Genomic DNA, 17239 nt, shown 5'->3' with positions numbered 1-17239 from the left:
ACAGCTCAGTCCCAGAAGGTGCCGTCGTGTGGGAGGGCGGCGAAGTGTTGCGGGTCGTGGGAGAGGAACGTCCGGACGCCGGCCCGGCCCAGCGCGCGGATCCGGCCGTAGGTGAGCAGCTTCTCCTGGACGTTCCAGTCGCTGGTCATGGGCACGTTCTGGTCGAGCCCCTCCTGGAGATGGGCGGCGTCCCCCAGGAAGGCGATCCGTTCGTGGTGGTCGAGGTCGAGGACGACTCCCTGGTGGCCGGGGGTGTGGCCGGTGGTGCGGATCACGTTCACCGTGCCGTCCAGGAAGAGGTCGGTGTCGCCGCGGAGTTCGAGGAAGTCGTAGTCCCGCGTGTCCCGGTAGTCGTTGAAGGCGTATCCGCGGGCGGTCCACCGGTCGGGCCACCAGGCGTGGCGCAGTTCGTCGTGCTGGACCACGTGCCTGGCACGGGGGAAGTAGCTCATCCCGCCGGCGTGGTCGAGATGCAGGTGGGAGTAGATCACGTACGCCACGTCGTCCGGACGGTGGCCGAGGCGTTCCAGTTGGGCGTCGATGGCGTGCTGCCGCGTGAACGCCTGGGCACCGTACGCCGCGCGGAGCCCGGCGCCCCAGTAGGCCTCCGCGGCATCGGGGTCCGCGACATGGTGGTTGACGCCGGTGTCGAACAGGATCAGCCCGTGTGCGGCGTGCTCGATCACGGCCACCGTCGAGGGCACGGTGATGGTGCCGGTCGCCCCGTGCATGAGGTCCGCCTTCGGCATGGTGAAGGGTCCCGCGTCCACCGTGGTCACCCGCAGTCTCGCAGCCATGGGCCACACCATCCCGCACCTGCCCCGGGTGGGGGCGGCGCGACCCGCTGGGTCCTCAGAACGGCAGCGGCCGTTCGTGCACCACGTCCAGCCGGGACACCGCGCGGGTGAGCACCACGTAGAGCCGGTGCAGGCCCCGCCCCCCGGGGCCCTCCGCCGCCGCGATCGCCGCCGGTTCGACGGCGACGACATGGTCGTACTCCAGGCCCTTGACCACGCTCGCCGGTACGACGGCCACCCGGGAGCCCAGCGCCTCGGGCCCGGCCGCCGCGATGCCGGCCGCGTCGAGGGCGGCCCGCAGCCCCGGCACGTCCGGGTCGGCGGCGACGACGCCCACCGAGCCCTCCCGGGTGAGCGCGTGCCGTACGGCGTCCACGACCGCCTCCGGCACGGTGCCGGGGACGGCCTCGCGCAGGGTCAGCTCGCCGTCTCCGCGCAGCGAACGGGCCGGCGGTACGTCCACGCCGAGCCGCGCGAGCAGCCGGTTGGTGAGGCCCACCACCTCCTTCGGCACCCGGAATCCGGTGGTCAGCGGCACCACGGCCGCGTCCGGGCGGCCCAGGTGGGCGAGGACGGTCCGCCAGGAACGCGCGGCCCACGGCGTGGTCCCCTGGGCGAGGTCGCCGAGGACGGTGAGCGAACCGAAGGCGGACCGGCGGGCGATGGCCCGGCACTCCATCGGGGACAGGTCCTGGGCCTCGTCGACGACGATGTGGCCGTACCCCTCGGGGTGTTCCAGGAGTCCGGCGACCTCGTCGAGGAGGAGCAGGTCGGCGGCGGACCAGCGCGCCGACTTCCACGACCGCGGTGCCCGCCCCGTCCACCGCAGGGCCTGCTGCTCCGCGTCCTCCAGCAGTCCGTCGGCGGCGCGGGCCAGCACTGCGGGGTCGCCGAGCAGCGGCGCGACGACCTCTTCGGGGCGCACCCGGGGCCATACGGCGTCGAGGGCGGCGCCGACCGGCCGGGACCGTTCGACGCGGCGCAGCCAGGCGTTGCTCTGCGGCCCTGCCCGCCGTTCGGCCCGCGCCTGGACGTACCGCACGATCCGGGCCCTGACCCGCTCGCGTCCGACGCCGTACGGCGGCTCCTCCTCCCGGACCTCCGCGACGATGCGGGCCAGCGCCTCGGCCGGGACCCGCCAGCGGTAGGAGCCGTCCGGCACGGCGAGGTCGCCCGCGGCGCCCGGGTCCACGCGCGCGTACAGGGCGCGGCGCAGCACCTCGGCGGTCCGGGCGTCGTGCTTGAGGGCGGCGGCCGGTGCGTCGTCGGTGCGGGTGACCGGGTGCCGGGCGATCTCCCTCTCCAGCGTGGACTGCCGTACGCCGCTCTCGCCGAGGGCGGGGAGCACCTCGGCGATGTAGGAGAGGAAGGTGGGGTTCGGGCCGAGGATCAGCAGTCCGCCGCGCCGGATGCGCTGCGGGTGGGTGTAGAGGAGGTACGCGGCCCGGTGCAGGCCGACGGCGGTCTTGCCGGTGCCCGGGGCGCCCTGGACGCAGACGGTGGTGCCGAGAGCGGCGCGGACCAGGTCGTCCTGCTCGGGCTGGATGGTGGCGGCGATGTCCCGCATGGGTCCGACGCGGGGCCGTTCGATCTCCCGCGCGACGATGGCGCTGGCCCGGGACTCGCCCCGGCCGAGGTGCTCGTCCTCCATGCCGGTGAGGTCGGCGCTCTCGCCGCGGCTGCCGGGCGCCCATCCGAAGCGGCGGCGGACGGCGACGCCGCGCGGGTCGCCCGCGGTGGCCTGGTAGAAGGCGCGGGAGACGGGGGCGCGCCAGTCGACGACGAGGGGCGGGGCGGCCGGGTGCTCGGTGATCCGCAGCCGCCCGATGTGCAGCGCCCGCCCGGCACCCCCGTCCCCGTATCCGTCCCCGTCCCCGTCCGCTTCCCCCTCCCCCTCCCCCTCCGCTTCGGTGAAGTCCAGCCGGCCGAAGAACAGCGGCCCCGCGGGCAGTTCGCGCATCTCCTTGGCCCGGCTGCGGAGCCGGTACCCGAGGACCTCGGCGTCGGCACCGGAGGCGGAGACGTCCTCGCCGGTGACGACGTGCTCCTGGGCGCCCTCGACCATCGCGGCGAGGACGGTCCGGCAGTGTTCGTGGTGGGCGCGTTCGCGGTCGAGGGCGCGCTGGAGGGCGGGTTCGGTCGACGTCATTCCAGCGAGCCTACCGGAATGACGTTACTCGGTAACATTATTTCCCCGGTCACACTCAGTGGAGAGGCGTCAAGCGCAGGCGGCAAGCGCTGCCGCCGGACGGCCTCACGGTCCGCCCGTGGCCCCGCGCACCCGGTAGCGGTAGCGCAGCGGCGACTCGCCCACTTCCCGTTTGAACGCGTTGCTGAACGCGCTCGCCGAGGCGTACCCCAGCTCGGCCGCCAGGACGGCGACGGACGCGTCGCCGTCGCGCAGGGCCCGCTGTGCCAGCAGCATCCGCCAGCGGCTGAGATAGGTCAGCGGCGGCACACCCGCCACGCCGCGAAAGGTCTCCGCGAAGGACGTCCTCGACATCGCCACGGCACCGGCGAGTTCCCGCAGGCCCCAGGGCCTGCCGGGATCGGCGTGGATGAGGTCGAGCGCCGGCCGCAGCCGCTCCTCGGTCAGCAGCCGCAGCCAGCCCGGAGGCAGCTCGGCCTGCTCGACGTACGCGCGCAGCACCTCGAGGAGCAGGAGTTGGCCGTGCTGGCGGATCGCGAAGGCGGACCCCATGCGGTCGCCCGTCGCCTCCACGAACAGCCGGTGCAGACTGCCGCGCAGCGGGGCCGCCTCGGCGGCCGACCCGCGGATGTGCGCCACCGGCGGGAGCGCCCGCAGCAGCAGCGCCCGGCCGGCCGCGTTGAGGTCGACATGGCCGCCGACGACGACGTCGGCGTCACGGTCCGCGCCGATCAGGCGGGCCGAGGTGAAGTCCGCCTCGGGCAGGATCTCGCGGGGCGGCCCCTCGCCGGTGCCGCCCTCCATCCGCAGCCACGAGCGGTCGTTCAGGACGGCCACGTCGCCCGGCCCGAGCGCGATCGACGCCTCGACGCCCTCGGCCGCCAGCAGGGCCCGGCCGCTCACCACGGCGATGAACTTCAGCCCTTCGATCTCGGCCCGCGACACCCAGGGCCCCCGTACGGCGAACCCGCCGGACACCACGCCGCGGACCTCGACGAGGTCGAACACCTCGGACAGCTGGTCGCCGGTCATAGCCGTACTGTCGCGCAATAAATCCGGATCGACAAGTATTCGCAGTCCGGCCGATCGCACCCACAGTGGAGACATGACGCACTCCACCACCGCACACCGGCAGCATCCGATCGGCACCGGCTTCACGGCCGCCGCCACGACCGACGAGGTCCTGGCGGGTCTCGACCTCACCGGCACGAACGTCGTCGTCACCGGCGGGCACAACGGCCTCGGCCTGGAGACCACCCGCGCACTCGTCGGGGCCGGCGCGTCCGTCACGGTCGCCTCGCGCAACCCGGACCGCGCCGCGGCGAAGCTCGCCGGGCTCGAACGCGTGGACACCGGGCGGCTGGACCTCCTCGACCCGAAGTCGGTCGACGCCTTCGCGGCCCGGTACCTCGACTCCGGCCGTCCGCTGCACGTCCTGATCAACAACGCCGGCCTCATGGGCGGCCCGCTGGTCCGGGACGCCCGCGGCTACGAGGCCCAGTTCGCCACCAACCACCTCGGCCACTTCCAGCTGACCCTCGGCCTGCTGCCGGCCCTGCGCGGCGCCCGCGGCGCCCGGGTCGTCAACCTGACGTCCGGCGGCCACCGGCTGTCCGGCATCCGCTGGGACGACCCGCACTTCACCACCGGCTACGACCCCATGGGCATGCTCGCGTACGGCCAGTCCAAGACCGCCAACGTCCTGTTCGCCGTGGAGCTGGACCGCCGCCTGTCCCCCGACGGGATCCGCGGCTACGCCGTGCACCCGGGCATCGTCGTCGGCACGGACCTCGGGCCCTGGCGGGCCGAGGGGGAGGCGCGGGATGCCTGGCTGAGCGACGAGGCGCTGCGGACCATGGGCCTGATCGACGCGTCCGGGCGGCCCGTCATCGACCCCGAGCACGAGAAGAAGACGCTGCCGCAGGGCGCCAGCACCAGTGTCTTCGCGGCGACCGCCCCCGCGCTCGCCGGGATCGGCGGCGTCTATCTCAAGGACAACGACGTCTCGCCCCTGGACGAGGCGCCGGAGCCCATCGACTTCAGCACCGAGCAGAACCCCCCGGCGACCGTCGTGCCCCACGCGATCGACCCCGCGTCGGCACGACGGCTCTGGGAGCTGAGCGAGCGGCTGCTCGAGGGCGGCGCGCTGCGCTGAGCCGCCGCTCCGCCCGGCCGCGGGGCGCCGAGCCCGGCACCCGGCTCTCCGACCACCGGAACCGACCGGTCCGGCCGGACCCGATGAACCGGTCGGACCCGATGAACCGGGACCCGATGAACCGGCCGCGCCGGCCAGGCCGGTCACGTCGTCGGCGGCCCGCCCGGGTTCGGCGGCCCGCCCAGGTTCGGCAGTCCGGCGGCCAGCCCCGCGAACGCCCGTTCCGCCGCCGCCACCGCGTCCCCCCGCACGTCCTCCACCCGTTCCCCGGCGGCGATCCGCCGCCAGTTGTCCAGCGCGAGGACCCGCTGCACGGCGATGATCTGCCCGGCCGCCAGCCTGGCCTCCAGGTCACCGCCGAGCACCTCGGCGAGCGCGGCCTCGGACCGCTCCAGCTGGGTGTGCATCCGGGCGACCAGGGCGGGGGTGCCGTAGAGCAGCCGGTGGAAGGCGAGCACGGCGGGGTGGTCGTTGAGCCCGGTCACCGGGTCGCACCGCTCAAGCCCCGCCAGGAAGTGCCGCCGCAGCGCGTCGACCGGCGCGGGCAGCCCCTGTCCCGCCACCCGGGCCGCCTCGTCCTCGTGGTCGGCGATCCGGTGGAGGACCAGGTCCTCCTTGGCCGGGAAGTACCGGAAGAGCGTCGGCTTGGAGACCTCGGCCGCGGCGGCCACCTCCGCGACGGACACCGCGTCGAAGCCCTTCTCCAGGAAGAGTTCGACGGCGACGTCCGACAGGGTCCGGAACATCCGCTGCTTCTTGCGCTCGCGCAGACCGGGGGCGTTCATGCAGGCGAGCCTAGGGCCTACGGGGTGGCCGGCCGGGCCCCTCCTCGTCCGGGTGCGCGCGGCCCCACCGCACGAGTGCGGTGGTGATCTCGGCGGGACCGGGCACGGACTCCAGTCCGAGGGGCAGCGCCGCGCCGGTCAGGACGGCGTGCAGCCTGGCGGCGGCGGACCCGACCTCGGGACCGGCCGACCGCGCCCTGCGCCCCAGCGAGACGGCTTCGCGGATGACGTCGGTGAAGACCGACTGGGCCCTCTTGTAGCCGACGATCCGCTCCAGGTCCTCCCGCCAGCCGCGGGTACCGCCGGGGCGGACGGCCTCGACCGTGCCGCGCCACTGCTCCGCCACCCGGGGGGCCTGCCGGGACGGGTAGCGCATCAGGTGCAGATGAGTGGCGAGGTCGTAGAGCGGATCGCCGACCATCGCCAGTTCCCAGTCGATGGTCCACAGTCGCCGGTCCGCGTCGACGATGATGTTCTCGCGGTGCAGGTCGGCGTGGAGCAGGCAGAAGGGACGTTCCCGGAGCGCGGCGACGTGCTTGCGCAGCCGCTTGAAGACGTCGTCGTCCAGCCCCAGGGCCGCGTAGAGCGAGCCGAACCGCGGCAGGTTCTCCGCGTAGACGCGCTGCTCGGTGAAGCAGACGAGCCGTTCCATGAAGCCGTCGGTGTCGCCGTCCGCCGGCCGGTCCTCGGGGCTGCACCGCCGCTCCACCGGCAGCGTTCGCGCCGTGACGGCCGCCATCTCGCCGAAGAGCCGCACGATCTGCCGCGTGAACCCTTCCGGCACCGCCCGCCCGGCACCGTGCAGGGATCCGAGGGTCCGGCCCTCGACGAACCGCTGCAGGGGCAGCCCGCCGACCTCGAAGACGTCCGGCACGTCGGTGATCCGCCCCTGCAGGGCGCGCAGCAGCTGCTCCTCCGAGACGAAGCACCGGCGGTCGAACCAGAGCAGGCCGCTGCGCGGCTCGCGGCACTTCCAGCGGGCCCCGTCCGCGGCACCCGTGGCTCCGGGCAGCGGAACCACGTACGTCTCGTGGTGGTAACCGCGCAGTGGGCCCTCGACCGCGCTGGCGTCACCGCTCACCTCGACGGCACGGAGCCGGGCGGGGGAGGCCGATTGAGGCGACATCTACCGTTTTTCTTTCGCCTTGGACCCTTGCGGAGGTGCAGGAGTGGGAAAACGGTACTCCTGTTGTCCCCCTCATCCCCGCGGAACCCCGGCGAACACCGCCGCGCCGTCCCTCCGCACGGCGAACGAATGAGCACGTGTACGACGCCGGGCGGGTCAGGCCCGGCCGGGTCCCGGCCCCGCGTCCTCCCACAGCAGCCTGAGGACCGGCTCCAGGGAGTCGACGACCGTGTCCGCGCCCGCCTGTTTGAGGAGCTTCGTCTTGCGTTCGTTGTGGCCGTAGCCCAGGAAGGGCACGCCGGCCCGGCGGGCGGCGGTCACGTCGGAGGCGGAGTCGCCGACCATCAGGGCCTGGGCGGGGGCGGCGCCCATCGCGCTGAGGGCGCGGTTGAGGCAGTGGGGGTCGGGCTTGAGCAGGTGCGGGTCCCCGGTGCGGCCGTAGATGTGCGGGGCGAAGCAGCCCAGCAGGTCGCGGCTCTCCAGGTACTCGCTCACCACGCGGGGCGAGTTGTTGGTCGTGACCGCGAGGCCGACGCCGAGGGCGGACCAGGTGCGGATCAGGGCGTCCGCGTACGCGGTCGGCCACGCGGTGGGCACGGCGCGCCGTTCCTCCCGGGTCAGGCGGTCCTCGAACTCGACGACCAGGTCGCTCTGCCGGTGTCTGCGGTTGACCGCGGCCAGCAGGGCGTGCGGGTCGGGGTGGACCTGCTCCTCCTGGGTGAGGAGCTCCTTGAGGCCCAGCCGCTCCAGCCAGTCCACCAGTTCGCCCGCCACCCGGTCGGCGGAGTAGCCCGCGAACAGTCTGCAGATGGGGCCGTCGAAGTCCCACAGGACGACGCGGGCGCCCATGACCAGGTCCCGCAGGGCCTCGGACTGCTCCTCCGGGCCGGCCCGCTCGCTCACCGGTTCCGTCTGATCCGTATCGGAAGTCACTAGGAGAGTGTCATGTCCGTGGTGATGGTTTCCCAGAGGGCGTCGAACCACTTCTGTGATTCCTCCACGAACACCGCGTCCCGGTGACCGGTCCGCTTCAGGAACGAGAACAGCAGCGACTGCGAGCCGAGCGCGTCGTACATCTGGAGCGTCCGGCTCTCGTACTCCTCCTCGCGCCGGGTCAGCAGGTAGTAGCCGAGGAGGGCCTCCTCGCCGTTGAGCAGGTACAGCTTCATCGGCGGGGTGAACGGCAGGGCGCGGAAGGCGATGCGCACGTCGACGCGGTGGGTGGAGCGCACGGCGTGCAGGTTGTGCTGGAGGACGCGGGCCTGGGCGTTGCGCATCTGGAGCCAGCGCTGGTGGACGGGGTCGTCCTCCTCGTCCTCGACCAGGACGGGGAAGGCGAGTTCGATGTCGCGGGAGGGCATCAGCACGCGGAAGTCGATCGACTCCGGGTGGATGCGGCCCTCGTGAATCAGGCGGAGCGGCTCGCTGAGGGCCAGCATCAGCGTCTCCGAGGTGTGGCACACGACGTCGACCTGGACGTGCGGTGCCGCGAACGCATCCGCCAGGCGCGGCCCGAGCGCCACCATCGTCGGCTGCGGTTCGGCCCGCGGTGTGGCGGGCTCGGCGATGCGGGGCGGGCTGCCCTTGCTGACGTTGGTGAGCAGGCCGTCCTCCTGGAGGGCGCGCAGCGCCTGGCGGACGGTGCCGCGCTCCACGCCGAACTCCTCGGCCAACTCGGCCTGGGTGGGCAGGCGGTCACCCGCCCTGAGGTCTCCCCCGCGGATCCGCTCCCGCAGGACGTCGGCGATCTCCTGGGCCGAGAGCCTTCTGCTGCCGTTCACGGACACGTTCTCCTGAGTCACGACCAAACGCTACAACTTCGACCTACCTATAGGGAGTTGTTTGAAACTTGTTTATAGGTAGTAGCCAAGTGGGGACAACCTAGGGAGAGTTGGTTGCCAACTTCTCTCGGTTGGCGAAAGTCTATCTTCCCGAAGGGGGGAAGGCCATGCCCGTCCTCGCCCTGGTCTCCGCGGTCTTCGTCATCGCCTTCGAGCAGATCGTCCAGTGGAAGTACGGTGCCACCGGCATCGTCGGCCTGCTCCTGCTCACCATAGGCATCAAGGCCAAGAGCCCCTCCGTCAGCTCCGCCGGCGCGGTGCTGCTGGCCCTCCTGGTCGCGGGTCCCGCGCTGTGACCGGGACGGTCAGCCCGTGAGCACCAGCTCCGAGCTGATCGTCCCCCACAGCGCGTCGAACCACAGCCGGGACTGCTTCACGAACACGCCGTCGCGCAGGCCACCGCCCTGTTCGAAGGCGAACAGCGTCGAGCGGATGCCCTCCGCGTCGTACATCTCCAGCTGCTCGTGGTCGATCTCCTGCTCGCGCCGGCCGAGGGTGTAGTACGCGAACAGGGCCTCGCTGCCGTTGAGCACGTACAGCTTCACCGGCGGGGTGAAGGGCAGCGCGCGAAAGGACACCCGTACGTCGATGCCGTGCGTGGCACGCAGGCTCAGCAGGTTGTGCCGGAGCACCTGCCCCTGGGCGTTGCGCATCGCCAGCCACCGCTCGTGCACCGGGCCGCCCGCCGCGCCGCCCGAGACCGCCACCGGGAAGGCGAGGTCGATGTCGCCGCTCGGCAGCAGGACGCGGACGTCGACCTTGGCCGGTTTCAGTCGCCCCGCGTGGATCTGGCTCAGCGGTTCGCCGAGGGCGAGGGTGAGGGAGACGGAGGTCAGGCAGAGCGCGTCGATCTCGACGTGCTCGGCGGCGAAGGCCGCCGCGATCCGGGAGGCGAGCGCCACGGTCGTGGGCATCGGCCGCGCTTCGGGACCGGACTGGGGGCCGTACAGGTCGGGCGCGACGGTCGCCGGGCTCCCCTTGGACACATTGGTGAGCAGACGTTCCGACTGAAGGATGCGCAGGGCCTGGCGGACGGCACCCCGCTCCACGCCGAACTCCTCGGCCAACTGGGCCTGCGTGGGCATGCGCTGGCCCGGCCGCAGCCGACCGGACCTGATCCGGGCGCGCAGCTCGTCGGCCACCTCTCGATGTGTTGTCTGTGGCCGCTGCGGTCTCTCCCGCCCGTTGACGGCGGCGTGTTCCGGCTCCACGACCAAACCCTACAACTTCTCGCCATCTTTCGGCAGTTCGCGGAAAGGTGGTTATGAGACGCTTCCAAGCGGAGATAAGTACAGTGAAGTTGGCAGCCAACTTGAGCAACGTGGTCGAGCCTCACGGGGGTTGGCCACCACGGTGACAGGGGGTCCACCATGCCGCTCATCGCCATCGTCGTCGCGGCTCTGGCCATCGGGTTCGAGCAGCTCGTGCAGTGGAAGTACGGGCCGATGGGCATCATCGCGTTCGTCGCGCTGTCCATCGGCATCAAGGCGAAGAACACCATGATCGGCGGTGTGGGTGCGGTGATCCTCGTGATGCTGCTCGCCCAGTCCGGCTGAACCGACGTACTGACGGCCGGGCCCCCTTCCGGAGGGGAGCCGGGAGCCCGGCCGGTCAGTGGCACCACGCACAACAAGCACAACAAGCACGACAGGCACAACAACCACAACCACAACTGAAGAGCACGTCGAACAACCCGCGCTACGGATGCGCACGTCCACCGTCACCGGAGGAAGGGAGTCACCTCAGAACATGTCCGGGCACCAAGGCCGCCTGGACGTACGCAGCAGGGCGTCGACCACACGGGCGGCGCCCGCTCGTTCTTCCCGCACCCGGCCGAGCGCGGCCAGCCGCACCGCCGACTCGTCGCCCAGCCACAGCGCGGCCAAGTCGCCCACGTCCAGCACGAAGTGGGCGCTCTCGCTGGTCGGCGCGCAGGACGCCCCGTCCGGCCCCGCCTCCAGCCGCCACCGCCCGCCGGTGAGCCCTCCCCGGTCCACGACCTCGAGGACCACCGTCCCCTGCCCGTCGTACGTCCGTGCCTCCAGCGCCCGTGCGACGTCCAGGATCCGCACCCACAGCCAGTCGGCCTGCGTGGTGACGCGGGCCGCGCGCGGGTCCGGCAGGAGATGCGGGAGCAGGTCGTCCGGGGAGCGCCAGCCGCTCTTCACCGTCTGGACCCAGTCGATCGAGCACAGGTAGTGCCACAGCGCGCGCTCGGCGGCCGGGGTCACGCCGAGCAGCCAGTCCACGGTCGCCGTGTTCAGCGGCTGCTTGGCGTCGCCCCAGCGGTCGTCGGTCCGGTAGGAGGCCATGCCCTCGACCTCGCCGTCCGCCGAGCGGTACAGGGCGTAGCAGGGCTCGGTCCAGGGGGAGCCGTTCCAGTCGACGACACCGGTCCGGTAACGCCACCACAGCTCGGTCCGGCCGACCGCGCCCGGCTGGGCCCGGCGCAGCCGCTCGTGCAGCTCGGGTCCGAGCCGCCGGACGTCGGCGCCGTCCACGAGGTCGATCCGGCCGCCGTCCTCCGGGGCGGCCCAGCGCGGGTCCAGACCGGCGCGGGGGACGTCGACCGTCCACTCGGTCATGCTCGTGGCGGGGCCGAAGCAGTACCGGCCGTAGATCCGGTACTCGGCCGCGATCAGCGTCGCGACGACGTCCCCGCGCTCCTTCGCCGCGGCCAGGTCCTGCGCCATCATCCGGGTGAGCAGACCGCGGCGCCGGTGGGTCGCGGTCACGGTGACGTTGGAGATCGCGTCGGCCCGGACCGGGCCGCCCCCGACGGCCGTCAGCTCCTGGTCGAAGGACCGGAAGGTCGCCACGCACCGGTCGCCGTCGAAGGCGCCGAGCGACCGGCCGGGCACGAACTCGTTGCGGCGGGCCTCCAACTGCTCCTCGGCCACGGCGGGCGGCCGCAGGAACCCCGTGTTCAGGGCCCGGTTCCAGTCCGGGAACTCGGCCTCGGTGATGGGACGTACGTCTATCTCGGTGCGGCGGCTCATACGCTCACCGTAGATCGCCTGCCCGGCTCCGTCGCGGGGATTAACCGGGGCCCCGAAGGCCTCGGACGTCAGAAGGACGCCCGGATCTCCCCCACCTCTCCGCCGCCGCCCAGCAGCGGCGCGCGCCCGATGCGCTCGACGACCGGCGCGTCCACGCCCAGCAGGGTCAGGGCGCGGGCCAGGACCGGGCCCAGGGCCCGGGTCGCGCCGTCCTCGATCTTGAAGGCGAGAGCGCGGCCGTCCGGCAGGGCCACCGCCTGTACGGCCTCGGCACCCATCTTGGAGAGGCTGCCGGGCACCTCGCGCATCAGCCAGGTGTCGGCGCGGCGGCTGCCGGCGACGTACTCGGGGTGGGCGCGCATCGCGTCGGCGACCCGGCGCTCGGCCGAACCGGGCTCGGCGGCGACGAAGGAGCGGAAGGCGCGGGCCAGCCCGACCAGGCTGATCGCCATCAGCGGCGCCCCGCACCCGTCGGTGCCGACGGCGGCGACCGGCTCGCCCGCCGCGTCCTCCACAACCCTGTGGATGACGCGCTGGAGCGGGTGCTCCGGGTCGAGATAGGTCTCCAGCGGCCAGCCCTGCTGCGCGCAGACCGCCAGCATCGCGGTGTGCTTGCCGGAGCAGTTCATGGTGACGCGATCGGGCTCGGCGCCCGACGCCAGGTACGTCTCCCGCTCCTCGGCGTCCAGCGGCAGGTCGGGCGGGCACTGGAGCAGCGCCGGGTCGAGGCCGTACTCGTCCAGCATCTTGCGGACCAGATCACGGTGAAACGGTTCTCCGGAGTGGCTCGCGGCGGCCAGCGCCAGCCGCTCCCCCGCGAGGTCGAGGCCTGCCCGCAGCACGCCCGCCGCCTGCATCGGCTTGTTCGAGGAGCGCGGGAAGACCGGCGCCGTCACCTCGCCCAGCGCCAGCTCCACCGCCCCGTCGGTGCCCAGGACCACCAGGCTGCCCCGGTGCCGCCCTTCGACGAAGCCGGACCGGACGACCTCGGCGAGGACGGGCGGCACGACGGGCGAGAGGGCGGACGTGGGCGCGGCCCGGTCCGTATGCGACGGCTGCGGCGGTTGTGACGGCTGCGACGGCTGCATCGGTTGCGACGGCTGGGGCGCGGGCATCGGCGGTGGCCTTCCGGAACGGGCGACCCCCCGCGGCGACGGCCCGGGATCACCGGGCTCCGGAGGCGGCGCGGGTGGCCGCCCCCGTGTCACACGAGCAGGTCGTCGACTTGTGCTTCCCCCTCACGGTACCGGCGTGCGATCTCCGCGCTGCAGCCGTCCGCCGTGCGCTGGAGCCGCTGCCGGCTCCGGGAGACCTGCTGCTCGTAGCGGACGAGCCGCCCCATCCCGGCGGTCAGCTCGACGTCGGTGCGGGCCGTCAGGTCGGACAGCTCCACCTCGCCCATCATCTCCGCGGCCAGCCGTCGGCACTCCTCGCTGCGCGGGGTGGCCAGCGTCACGTGCCGGGCGGAGGAGCGCTGCCTGGCCGGCGCGTCGGCGAGGATCTCGGAAAGCCGCTCCACCACCGACCCGGTTGCCGCGGTGGTGACCACCGACGACGACGGCGTCGCCGGCCCGCGCCCCGCCAGCTCCGCGCGCAGGATGTCGATACGGCCCTGCAGCAGCCGCCGTACGTAACTGAGGTCGGCCTCCTCGCGCTGGGCGTTCCGGCGCAGCGTGCGCAGCTCCGGCAGGCTCAGCGTGGTCAGGTCCCCCTCCGGGGGGTCCGCCGGCAGCTCGGGGCTGTCCGTGCGCTGCACGGGCGCCCGGGGCGCCTCCAGACCACCCAGGCCGGCCGGACCGCTCGGCCCGCCCCGGCCACTCGGACATGTCAACGCGGCAGTCCCGAACGACCGCCCCGTACTCGGTGTGCTCATGCGCCTCAACCGTCCCCTCGCCCGGCGTCTGGGAGCATCGTGCCACCCCAAGTGGCCGCTATGTGACCGAGTGCCCCCGATCGGCCCCGATCGGCCCCAGATGGGGGGTTCGCAGCGATAAAAACCCCGTACGGCCCCGCCCCTCCACACCCTAGGGGCGCACGGCATCATTGCGGGATGCGTGCAGTGGTGCAGAGGGTCGACGGCGCGAGCGTCGTCGTGGACGGCGAGACGGTGGGCGCGATCGACGGCGAGGGCCTGTGCGTCCTGGTGGGCGTCACCCACGACGACACCAAGGAGAAGGCGGCGCAGCTGGCCCGCAAGCTCTGGTCGGTGCGGATCCTGCACGACGAGAAGTCGTGCAGCGACCTCGACGCCCCGCTGCTGGTGATCAGCCAGTTCACTCTTTATGGCGACGCCCGCAAGGGCCGCCGCCCCACCTGGAACGCCGCCGCCCCCGGTGACGTCGCCGAACCCCTGGTCGACGAGGTCGTCGCGCAGCTGCGCGCGCTGGGCGCGACCGTGGCGACGGGCCGCTTCGGCGCGCAGATGCGGGTGTCCCTGACGAACGACGGCCCGTTCACGGTCCTCGTGGAGGTCTGAGCCCCGCCCTTCAGGGCTCGACGACGGTCTCCTGGGCGGCCGCGGTCTCCTCGGCCATCAGCCGGGCGTCCACCGGCACGTTCCGCTTCACCAGGGCGAGGGCGACCGGGCCCAGCTCGTGGTGGCGCGCGGACGTGGTGACGAAACCGATCTTCCGGCCGTCGGGCCCGTCGTCCGCGAGGCGGATCTCCGCCCCGTTCGGCGGCAGGTGGACCTCGCTGCCGTCCAGGTGCAGGAAGACCAGCCGGCGCGGCGGCTTGCCGAGGTTCTGCACCCGGGCGACGGTCTCCTGCCCGCGGTAGCAGCCCTTCTGGAGGTGTACGGCCGTACCGATCCAGCCCAGCTCGTGCGGGATGGTCCGGTGGTCGGTCTCGAAGCCGAGGCGCGGGCGGTGCTGCTCGACCCGCAGCGCCTCGTGGGCGAGGATCCCGGCCGCGGGCCCGGACTCGGCGGCGAACGCCTCCAGCTCCTCCCGCGGCAGGAAGAGATCACGCCCGTACGGCGTCTCGCGGACCACGGCGGAGTCGGGAGCCTGGGCGATCGAACCGGCCGGCAGGTGCACGAGGGCGGTGTCGGCGGTGCGGTCGGCGACCTCGACCCGGTAGAAGAACTTCATCGACTCCAGGTAGGCGATCAGCGCCTCCTGGCTGCCGGGCTCGACGTGGGCCCAGACGGTCGTGCCGTCGTCGACGAGGTACAGCGCGTGTTCGATGTGGCCGTTCGCGGAGAGGATCAGCGCCTCGGTGGCCTGGCCGGTCGGCAGGTCGCTGACGTGCTGGGTGAGCAGCAGGTGCAGCCAGCTCAGCCGGTCGTCGCCCGTGACGGTGAGGACACCGCGGTGGGAGAGGTCGACGAAGCCGGTGCCGTCGGCGAGGGCACGCTGCTCGCGGAACAGGTCGCCGTAGTGGGCGGCGACGCCTTCGTCCACGCCCTCGGCGGGAACGGCGCCGGGCAGGGACAGCAGGGGGCTCTTCATACGCCCAGCCTACGACTCGCTTACGACTCGGTAGTTGAACCCTTCAGGGAACAGCTCTCGCACCGGCCGAAGATCGCGAAGTGCTTCATGTCGGTGTCGAAGCCGAACTGCTCGCGCAGCTTGGCGGTGAAGTCGGCGGCGACCGACAGATCGGCCTCGATCACGTTGGTGCAGTCCCGGCAGACCAGGTGGATGTGGTGGTGCCGGTCGGCGAGGTGGTAAGTGGGCGCACCGTGCCCGAGGTGGGCGTGGCTGACCAGCCCCAGCTCCTCCAGCAGCTCCAGCGTGCGGTACACGGTGGAGATGTTGATCCCCGACGCCGTCTTCCGCACCTGGCCGAGGATGTCGTCGGGGGTCGCGTGCTCGAGGGTGTCCACGGCTTCCAGCACCAGCTGCCGCTGGGGCGTCAGCCGATAGCCGCGCTGCCTGAGGTCGCTCTTCCAGTCGGTGCTCACCACACCCACGAGTCTAGGACTACTTGAAGAAAGCGATCCCGTCGTCCGGCATGTCGTCCGGCAGGGCCTTGGCCCAGCGCTCGACGTCCTCCGGGGTGACGACCTTCTTCAGGTGCGCCGACATGTACGGGCGCAGCTCGACCTCGGGGGTCTGCTTCTCGCCGACCCACATCAGGTCGCTCTTGACGTAGCCGTACAGCCGCTTGCCGCCGGTGTAGGGCTGAGCCGCCGCGGTGCGGGCCACCGCGTCCGTGACCAGGTCGATCTGGGGCTTCTGGTCGGCCAGCTCGCCGTACCAGATCTCGATGACGCCGTCGTCGCGGGTCATCGTCACCTCGACCTTGCGGTTGGCGTCGACGCGCCAGAAGCCGTGCTCCGACTCCAGCGGGCGGACCTTGTTGCCGTCGTTGTCCAGCACCCAGGTGTGGGACTGGTACTCCAGGAAGTCCCGGCCGTCGTGGGTGAAGGAGACCTCCTGGCCGAAGTTGCACTTCTCGGCACCGGGGAAGTCGTGCACGCCCGCGCCGGCCCAGTCACCCAGCAGGAAGACGAGCGGGACAAGGTCCTTGTGCAGGTCGGACGGGATCTCGATCATGAGCGGTACTTCCTGGCGTCGGTGATCAGCGCTGGCCCTGGTACAGCTTCTTCACGGTCAGACCGGCGAAGGCGAGAACGCCGACGCAGACCAGGACCAGCAGGGCTTCGAAGAAGATCTCCACGGGGTGCTCCTTGAGCGGGGGGCATAAACAGGGCCGGCCTCAGCTTACGCGGCCCGCCCCGCCTCTTCTCGCCGGACTCCGTCCAGGAAGACGGCCCACGCGGGGGCGGCGAACAGGAGGGCTCCGCGGGCGGGTGCCGGCGGGCGCAGCGGCTCGTGCCGCGACGGGACCGGGCTCCCCTCTCCCCGGGTTTCGCGATGCCCCCGTTCCATCCGGGCCACCCGCCCCGGCCCGCGCCGAAGCACAAGGCCCGGCCCCGGCGGCACACGCGGCTGGACGGTGCCACGGTCAGCGGCCTGCTCACCGTGCTGTGCGTCGCGACGCTGCTGGTGACGATCACCTTCGCGGTCTGACGCCGCCCGCGAGGGCTACGCTTCCGGCATGGCGAAGAAGCTCGTGATCAAGGTGACTGCGGGGGCCGATGCCCCGGAGCGGTGTTCGCAGGCGTTCACCGTGGCGGCGGTGGCCGTGGCCAGTGGTGTCGACGTGTCGCTGTGGCTGACCGGTGAGTCCGCGTGGTTCGCGGTGCCGGGGCGTGCGGCCGAGTTCGAGCTGCCGCACGCCGCGCCGCTGCCCGACCTGCTGGACTCGCTGCTGGCGGGCGGCCGGGTGACGCTGTGCACCCAGTGCGCGGCCCGGCGCGACCTCACCGAGAAGGACGTCATCGAGGGCGTGCGCATCGCGGGCGCACAGGTCTTCGTGCAGGAGGCCCTGGCCGACGACACGCAGGCCCTCGTCTACTGACGTCACTGAGGTCACTG

General features: G+C 72.6%; 20 protein-coding genes. 6 read left to right on the top strand and 14 right to left on the bottom strand.

What is annotated here, in order from left to right; genetic code table 11:
• Positions 1–5: 5 nt before the first annotated feature.
• The 3 genes from ACZ7MF_RS00360 to ACZ7MF_RS00350 all read right to left on the bottom strand — a co-directional run bounded on the left by ACZ7MF_RS00360 (position 6) and on the right by ACZ7MF_RS00350 (position 3978).
• Positions 6–797 carry an N-acyl homoserine lactonase family protein gene (locus ACZ7MF_RS00360; protein ID WP_471473596.1) on the bottom strand — a complete coding sequence of 264 codons (792 nt, stop codon included), beginning with the start codon at positions 795–797 and terminating at the stop codon, positions 6–8.
• Between the two features lie 55 nt (positions 798–852).
• Entirely contained in the window at positions 853–2946 is a 2094-nt protein-coding gene (locus ACZ7MF_RS00355; RefSeq protein ID WP_471473595.1) for a HelD family protein, read from the bottom strand.
• A gap of 105 nt (positions 2947–3051) precedes the next feature.
• Entirely contained in the window at positions 3052–3978 is a 927-nt protein-coding gene (locus ACZ7MF_RS00350) for an AraC family transcriptional regulator (protein ID WP_471473594.1), read from the bottom strand.
• 73 nt (positions 3979–4051) lie between these two features.
• Between ACZ7MF_RS00350 and ACZ7MF_RS00345 the strand changes: the two genes are divergently transcribed.
• Entirely contained in the window at positions 4052–5101 is a 1050-nt protein-coding gene (locus ACZ7MF_RS00345; RefSeq protein ID WP_471473592.1) for an SDR family NAD(P)-dependent oxidoreductase, read from the top strand.
• 143 nt (positions 5102–5244) lie between these two features.
• Here ACZ7MF_RS00345 and ACZ7MF_RS00340 read toward each other — a convergent pair whose 3' ends face one another.
• From ACZ7MF_RS00340 to ACZ7MF_RS00325, 4 genes are all read right to left on the bottom strand, one after another.
• Positions 5245–5886 carry a TetR family transcriptional regulator gene (locus ACZ7MF_RS00340; RefSeq protein WP_471473591.1) on the bottom strand — a complete coding sequence of 214 codons (642 nt, stop codon included), beginning with the start codon at positions 5884–5886 and terminating at the stop codon, positions 5245–5247.
• A 10-nt stretch (positions 5887–5896) separates the two neighbouring features.
• Positions 5897–7012, bottom strand: coding sequence for a phosphotransferase (locus ACZ7MF_RS00335; RefSeq protein WP_471473590.1), 1116 nt, complete (start codon positions 7010–7012; stop codon positions 5897–5899).
• Positions 7013–7168: 156 nt separating this feature from the next.
• Positions 7169–7945, bottom strand: coding sequence for an HAD family hydrolase (locus tag ACZ7MF_RS00330; RefSeq protein ID WP_471473588.1), 777 nt, complete (start codon positions 7943–7945; stop codon positions 7169–7171).
• Entirely contained in the window at positions 7945–8820 is an 876-nt protein-coding gene (locus ACZ7MF_RS00325; RefSeq protein ID WP_471473587.1) for a GntR family transcriptional regulator, read from the bottom strand. Before ACZ7MF_RS00325 ends, ACZ7MF_RS00330 begins: the two co-directional genes overlap by 1 nt.
• A 140-nt stretch (positions 8821–8960) precedes the next feature.
• On the opposite strand from ACZ7MF_RS00325, the gene ACZ7MF_RS00320 reads away from it, so the two are divergent.
• Positions 8961–9149 carry a hypothetical protein gene (locus ACZ7MF_RS00320; protein ID WP_104635634.1) on the top strand — a complete coding sequence of 63 codons (189 nt, stop codon included), beginning with the start codon at positions 8961–8963 and terminating at the stop codon, positions 9147–9149.
• Between the two features lie 9 nt (positions 9150–9158).
• Here ACZ7MF_RS00320 and ACZ7MF_RS00315 read toward each other — a convergent pair whose 3' ends face one another.
• The gene (locus ACZ7MF_RS00315) at positions 9159–10070 is read right to left on the bottom strand and encodes a FadR/GntR family transcriptional regulator (protein WP_471473586.1); all 912 of its coding nucleotides are present in this window, start codon (positions 10068–10070) and stop codon (positions 9159–9161) included.
• 153 nt (positions 10071–10223) lie between these two features.
• Between ACZ7MF_RS00315 and ACZ7MF_RS00310 the strand changes: the two genes are divergently transcribed.
• Positions 10224–10409: a hypothetical protein gene (locus ACZ7MF_RS00310; protein ID WP_003974784.1), complete on the top strand. Its 186-nt coding sequence runs from the start codon at positions 10224–10226 to the stop codon at positions 10407–10409.
• Positions 10410–10595: 186 nt separating this feature from the next.
• Here the strand turns inward: ACZ7MF_RS00310 and ACZ7MF_RS00305 are convergent, their stop codons facing one another.
• From ACZ7MF_RS00305 to ACZ7MF_RS00295, 3 genes are all read right to left on the bottom strand, one after another.
• Positions 10596–11852 carry a GNAT family N-acetyltransferase gene (locus ACZ7MF_RS00305; RefSeq protein WP_471473584.1) on the bottom strand — a complete coding sequence of 419 codons (1257 nt, stop codon included), beginning with the start codon at positions 11850–11852 and terminating at the stop codon, positions 10596–10598.
• A gap of 68 nt (positions 11853–11920) precedes the next feature.
• A complete protein-coding gene (locus ACZ7MF_RS00300) occupies positions 11921–12940 on the bottom strand; it encodes an asparaginase (RefSeq protein ID WP_471475155.1) in 1020 nt (339 codons plus the stop codon).
• Between the two features lie 116 nt (positions 12941–13056).
• The gene (locus ACZ7MF_RS00295) at positions 13057–13725 is read right to left on the bottom strand and encodes an RsiG family protein (protein ID WP_471473583.1); all 669 of its coding nucleotides are present in this window, start codon (positions 13723–13725) and stop codon (positions 13057–13059) included.
• A 177-nt stretch (positions 13726–13902) separates the two neighbouring features.
• Here ACZ7MF_RS00295 and dtd point away from each other — a divergent pair, with 177 nt between their 5' ends.
• The gene (gene dtd / locus ACZ7MF_RS00290; protein ID WP_011029487.1) at positions 13903–14328 is read left to right on the top strand and encodes a D-aminoacyl-tRNA deacylase; all 426 of its coding nucleotides are present in this window, start codon (positions 13903–13905) and stop codon (positions 14326–14328) included.
• A 10-nt stretch (positions 14329–14338) separates the two neighbouring features.
• Here the strand turns inward: dtd and ygfZ are convergent, their stop codons facing one another.
• The 3 genes from ygfZ to ACZ7MF_RS00275 are packed head-to-tail and all read right to left on the bottom strand — an operon-like array spanning position 14339 to position 16354.
• Positions 14339–15304: a CAF17-like 4Fe-4S cluster assembly/insertion protein YgfZ gene (ygfZ, locus tag ACZ7MF_RS00285; RefSeq protein ID WP_471473581.1), complete on the bottom strand. Its 966-nt coding sequence runs from the start codon at positions 15302–15304 to the stop codon at positions 14339–14341.
• Between the two features lie 20 nt (positions 15305–15324).
• Entirely contained in the window at positions 15325–15762 is a 438-nt protein-coding gene (locus ACZ7MF_RS00280; RefSeq protein ID WP_115743326.1) for a Fur family transcriptional regulator, read from the bottom strand.
• A 16-nt stretch (positions 15763–15778) separates the two neighbouring features.
• Positions 15779–16354: a heme-binding beta-barrel domain-containing protein gene (locus ACZ7MF_RS00275; protein WP_471473580.1), complete on the bottom strand. Its 576-nt coding sequence runs from the start codon at positions 16352–16354 to the stop codon at positions 15779–15781.
• 321 nt (positions 16355–16675) lie between these two features.
• On the opposite strand from ACZ7MF_RS00275, the gene ACZ7MF_RS00270 reads away from it, so the two are divergent.
• On the top strand, positions 16676–16831 hold the full coding sequence (locus ACZ7MF_RS00270; RefSeq protein ID WP_471473579.1) for a hypothetical protein: 156 nt from the start codon (positions 16676–16678) through the stop codon (positions 16829–16831).
• Between the two features lie 28 nt (positions 16832–16859).
• Complete coding sequence (locus tag ACZ7MF_RS00265) at positions 16860–17222, top strand: DsrE family protein (RefSeq protein ID WP_003974797.1); 363 nt, start codon at positions 16860–16862, stop codon at positions 17220–17222.
• Positions 17223–17239 lie beyond the last annotated feature (17 nt).

Source organism: Streptomyces sp. NPDC111628 (assembly GCF_055635195.1).
The sequence above is the reverse complement of the archived record's forward strand: the minus strand, read 5'-3'. Positions and strand labels throughout refer to the sequence as shown.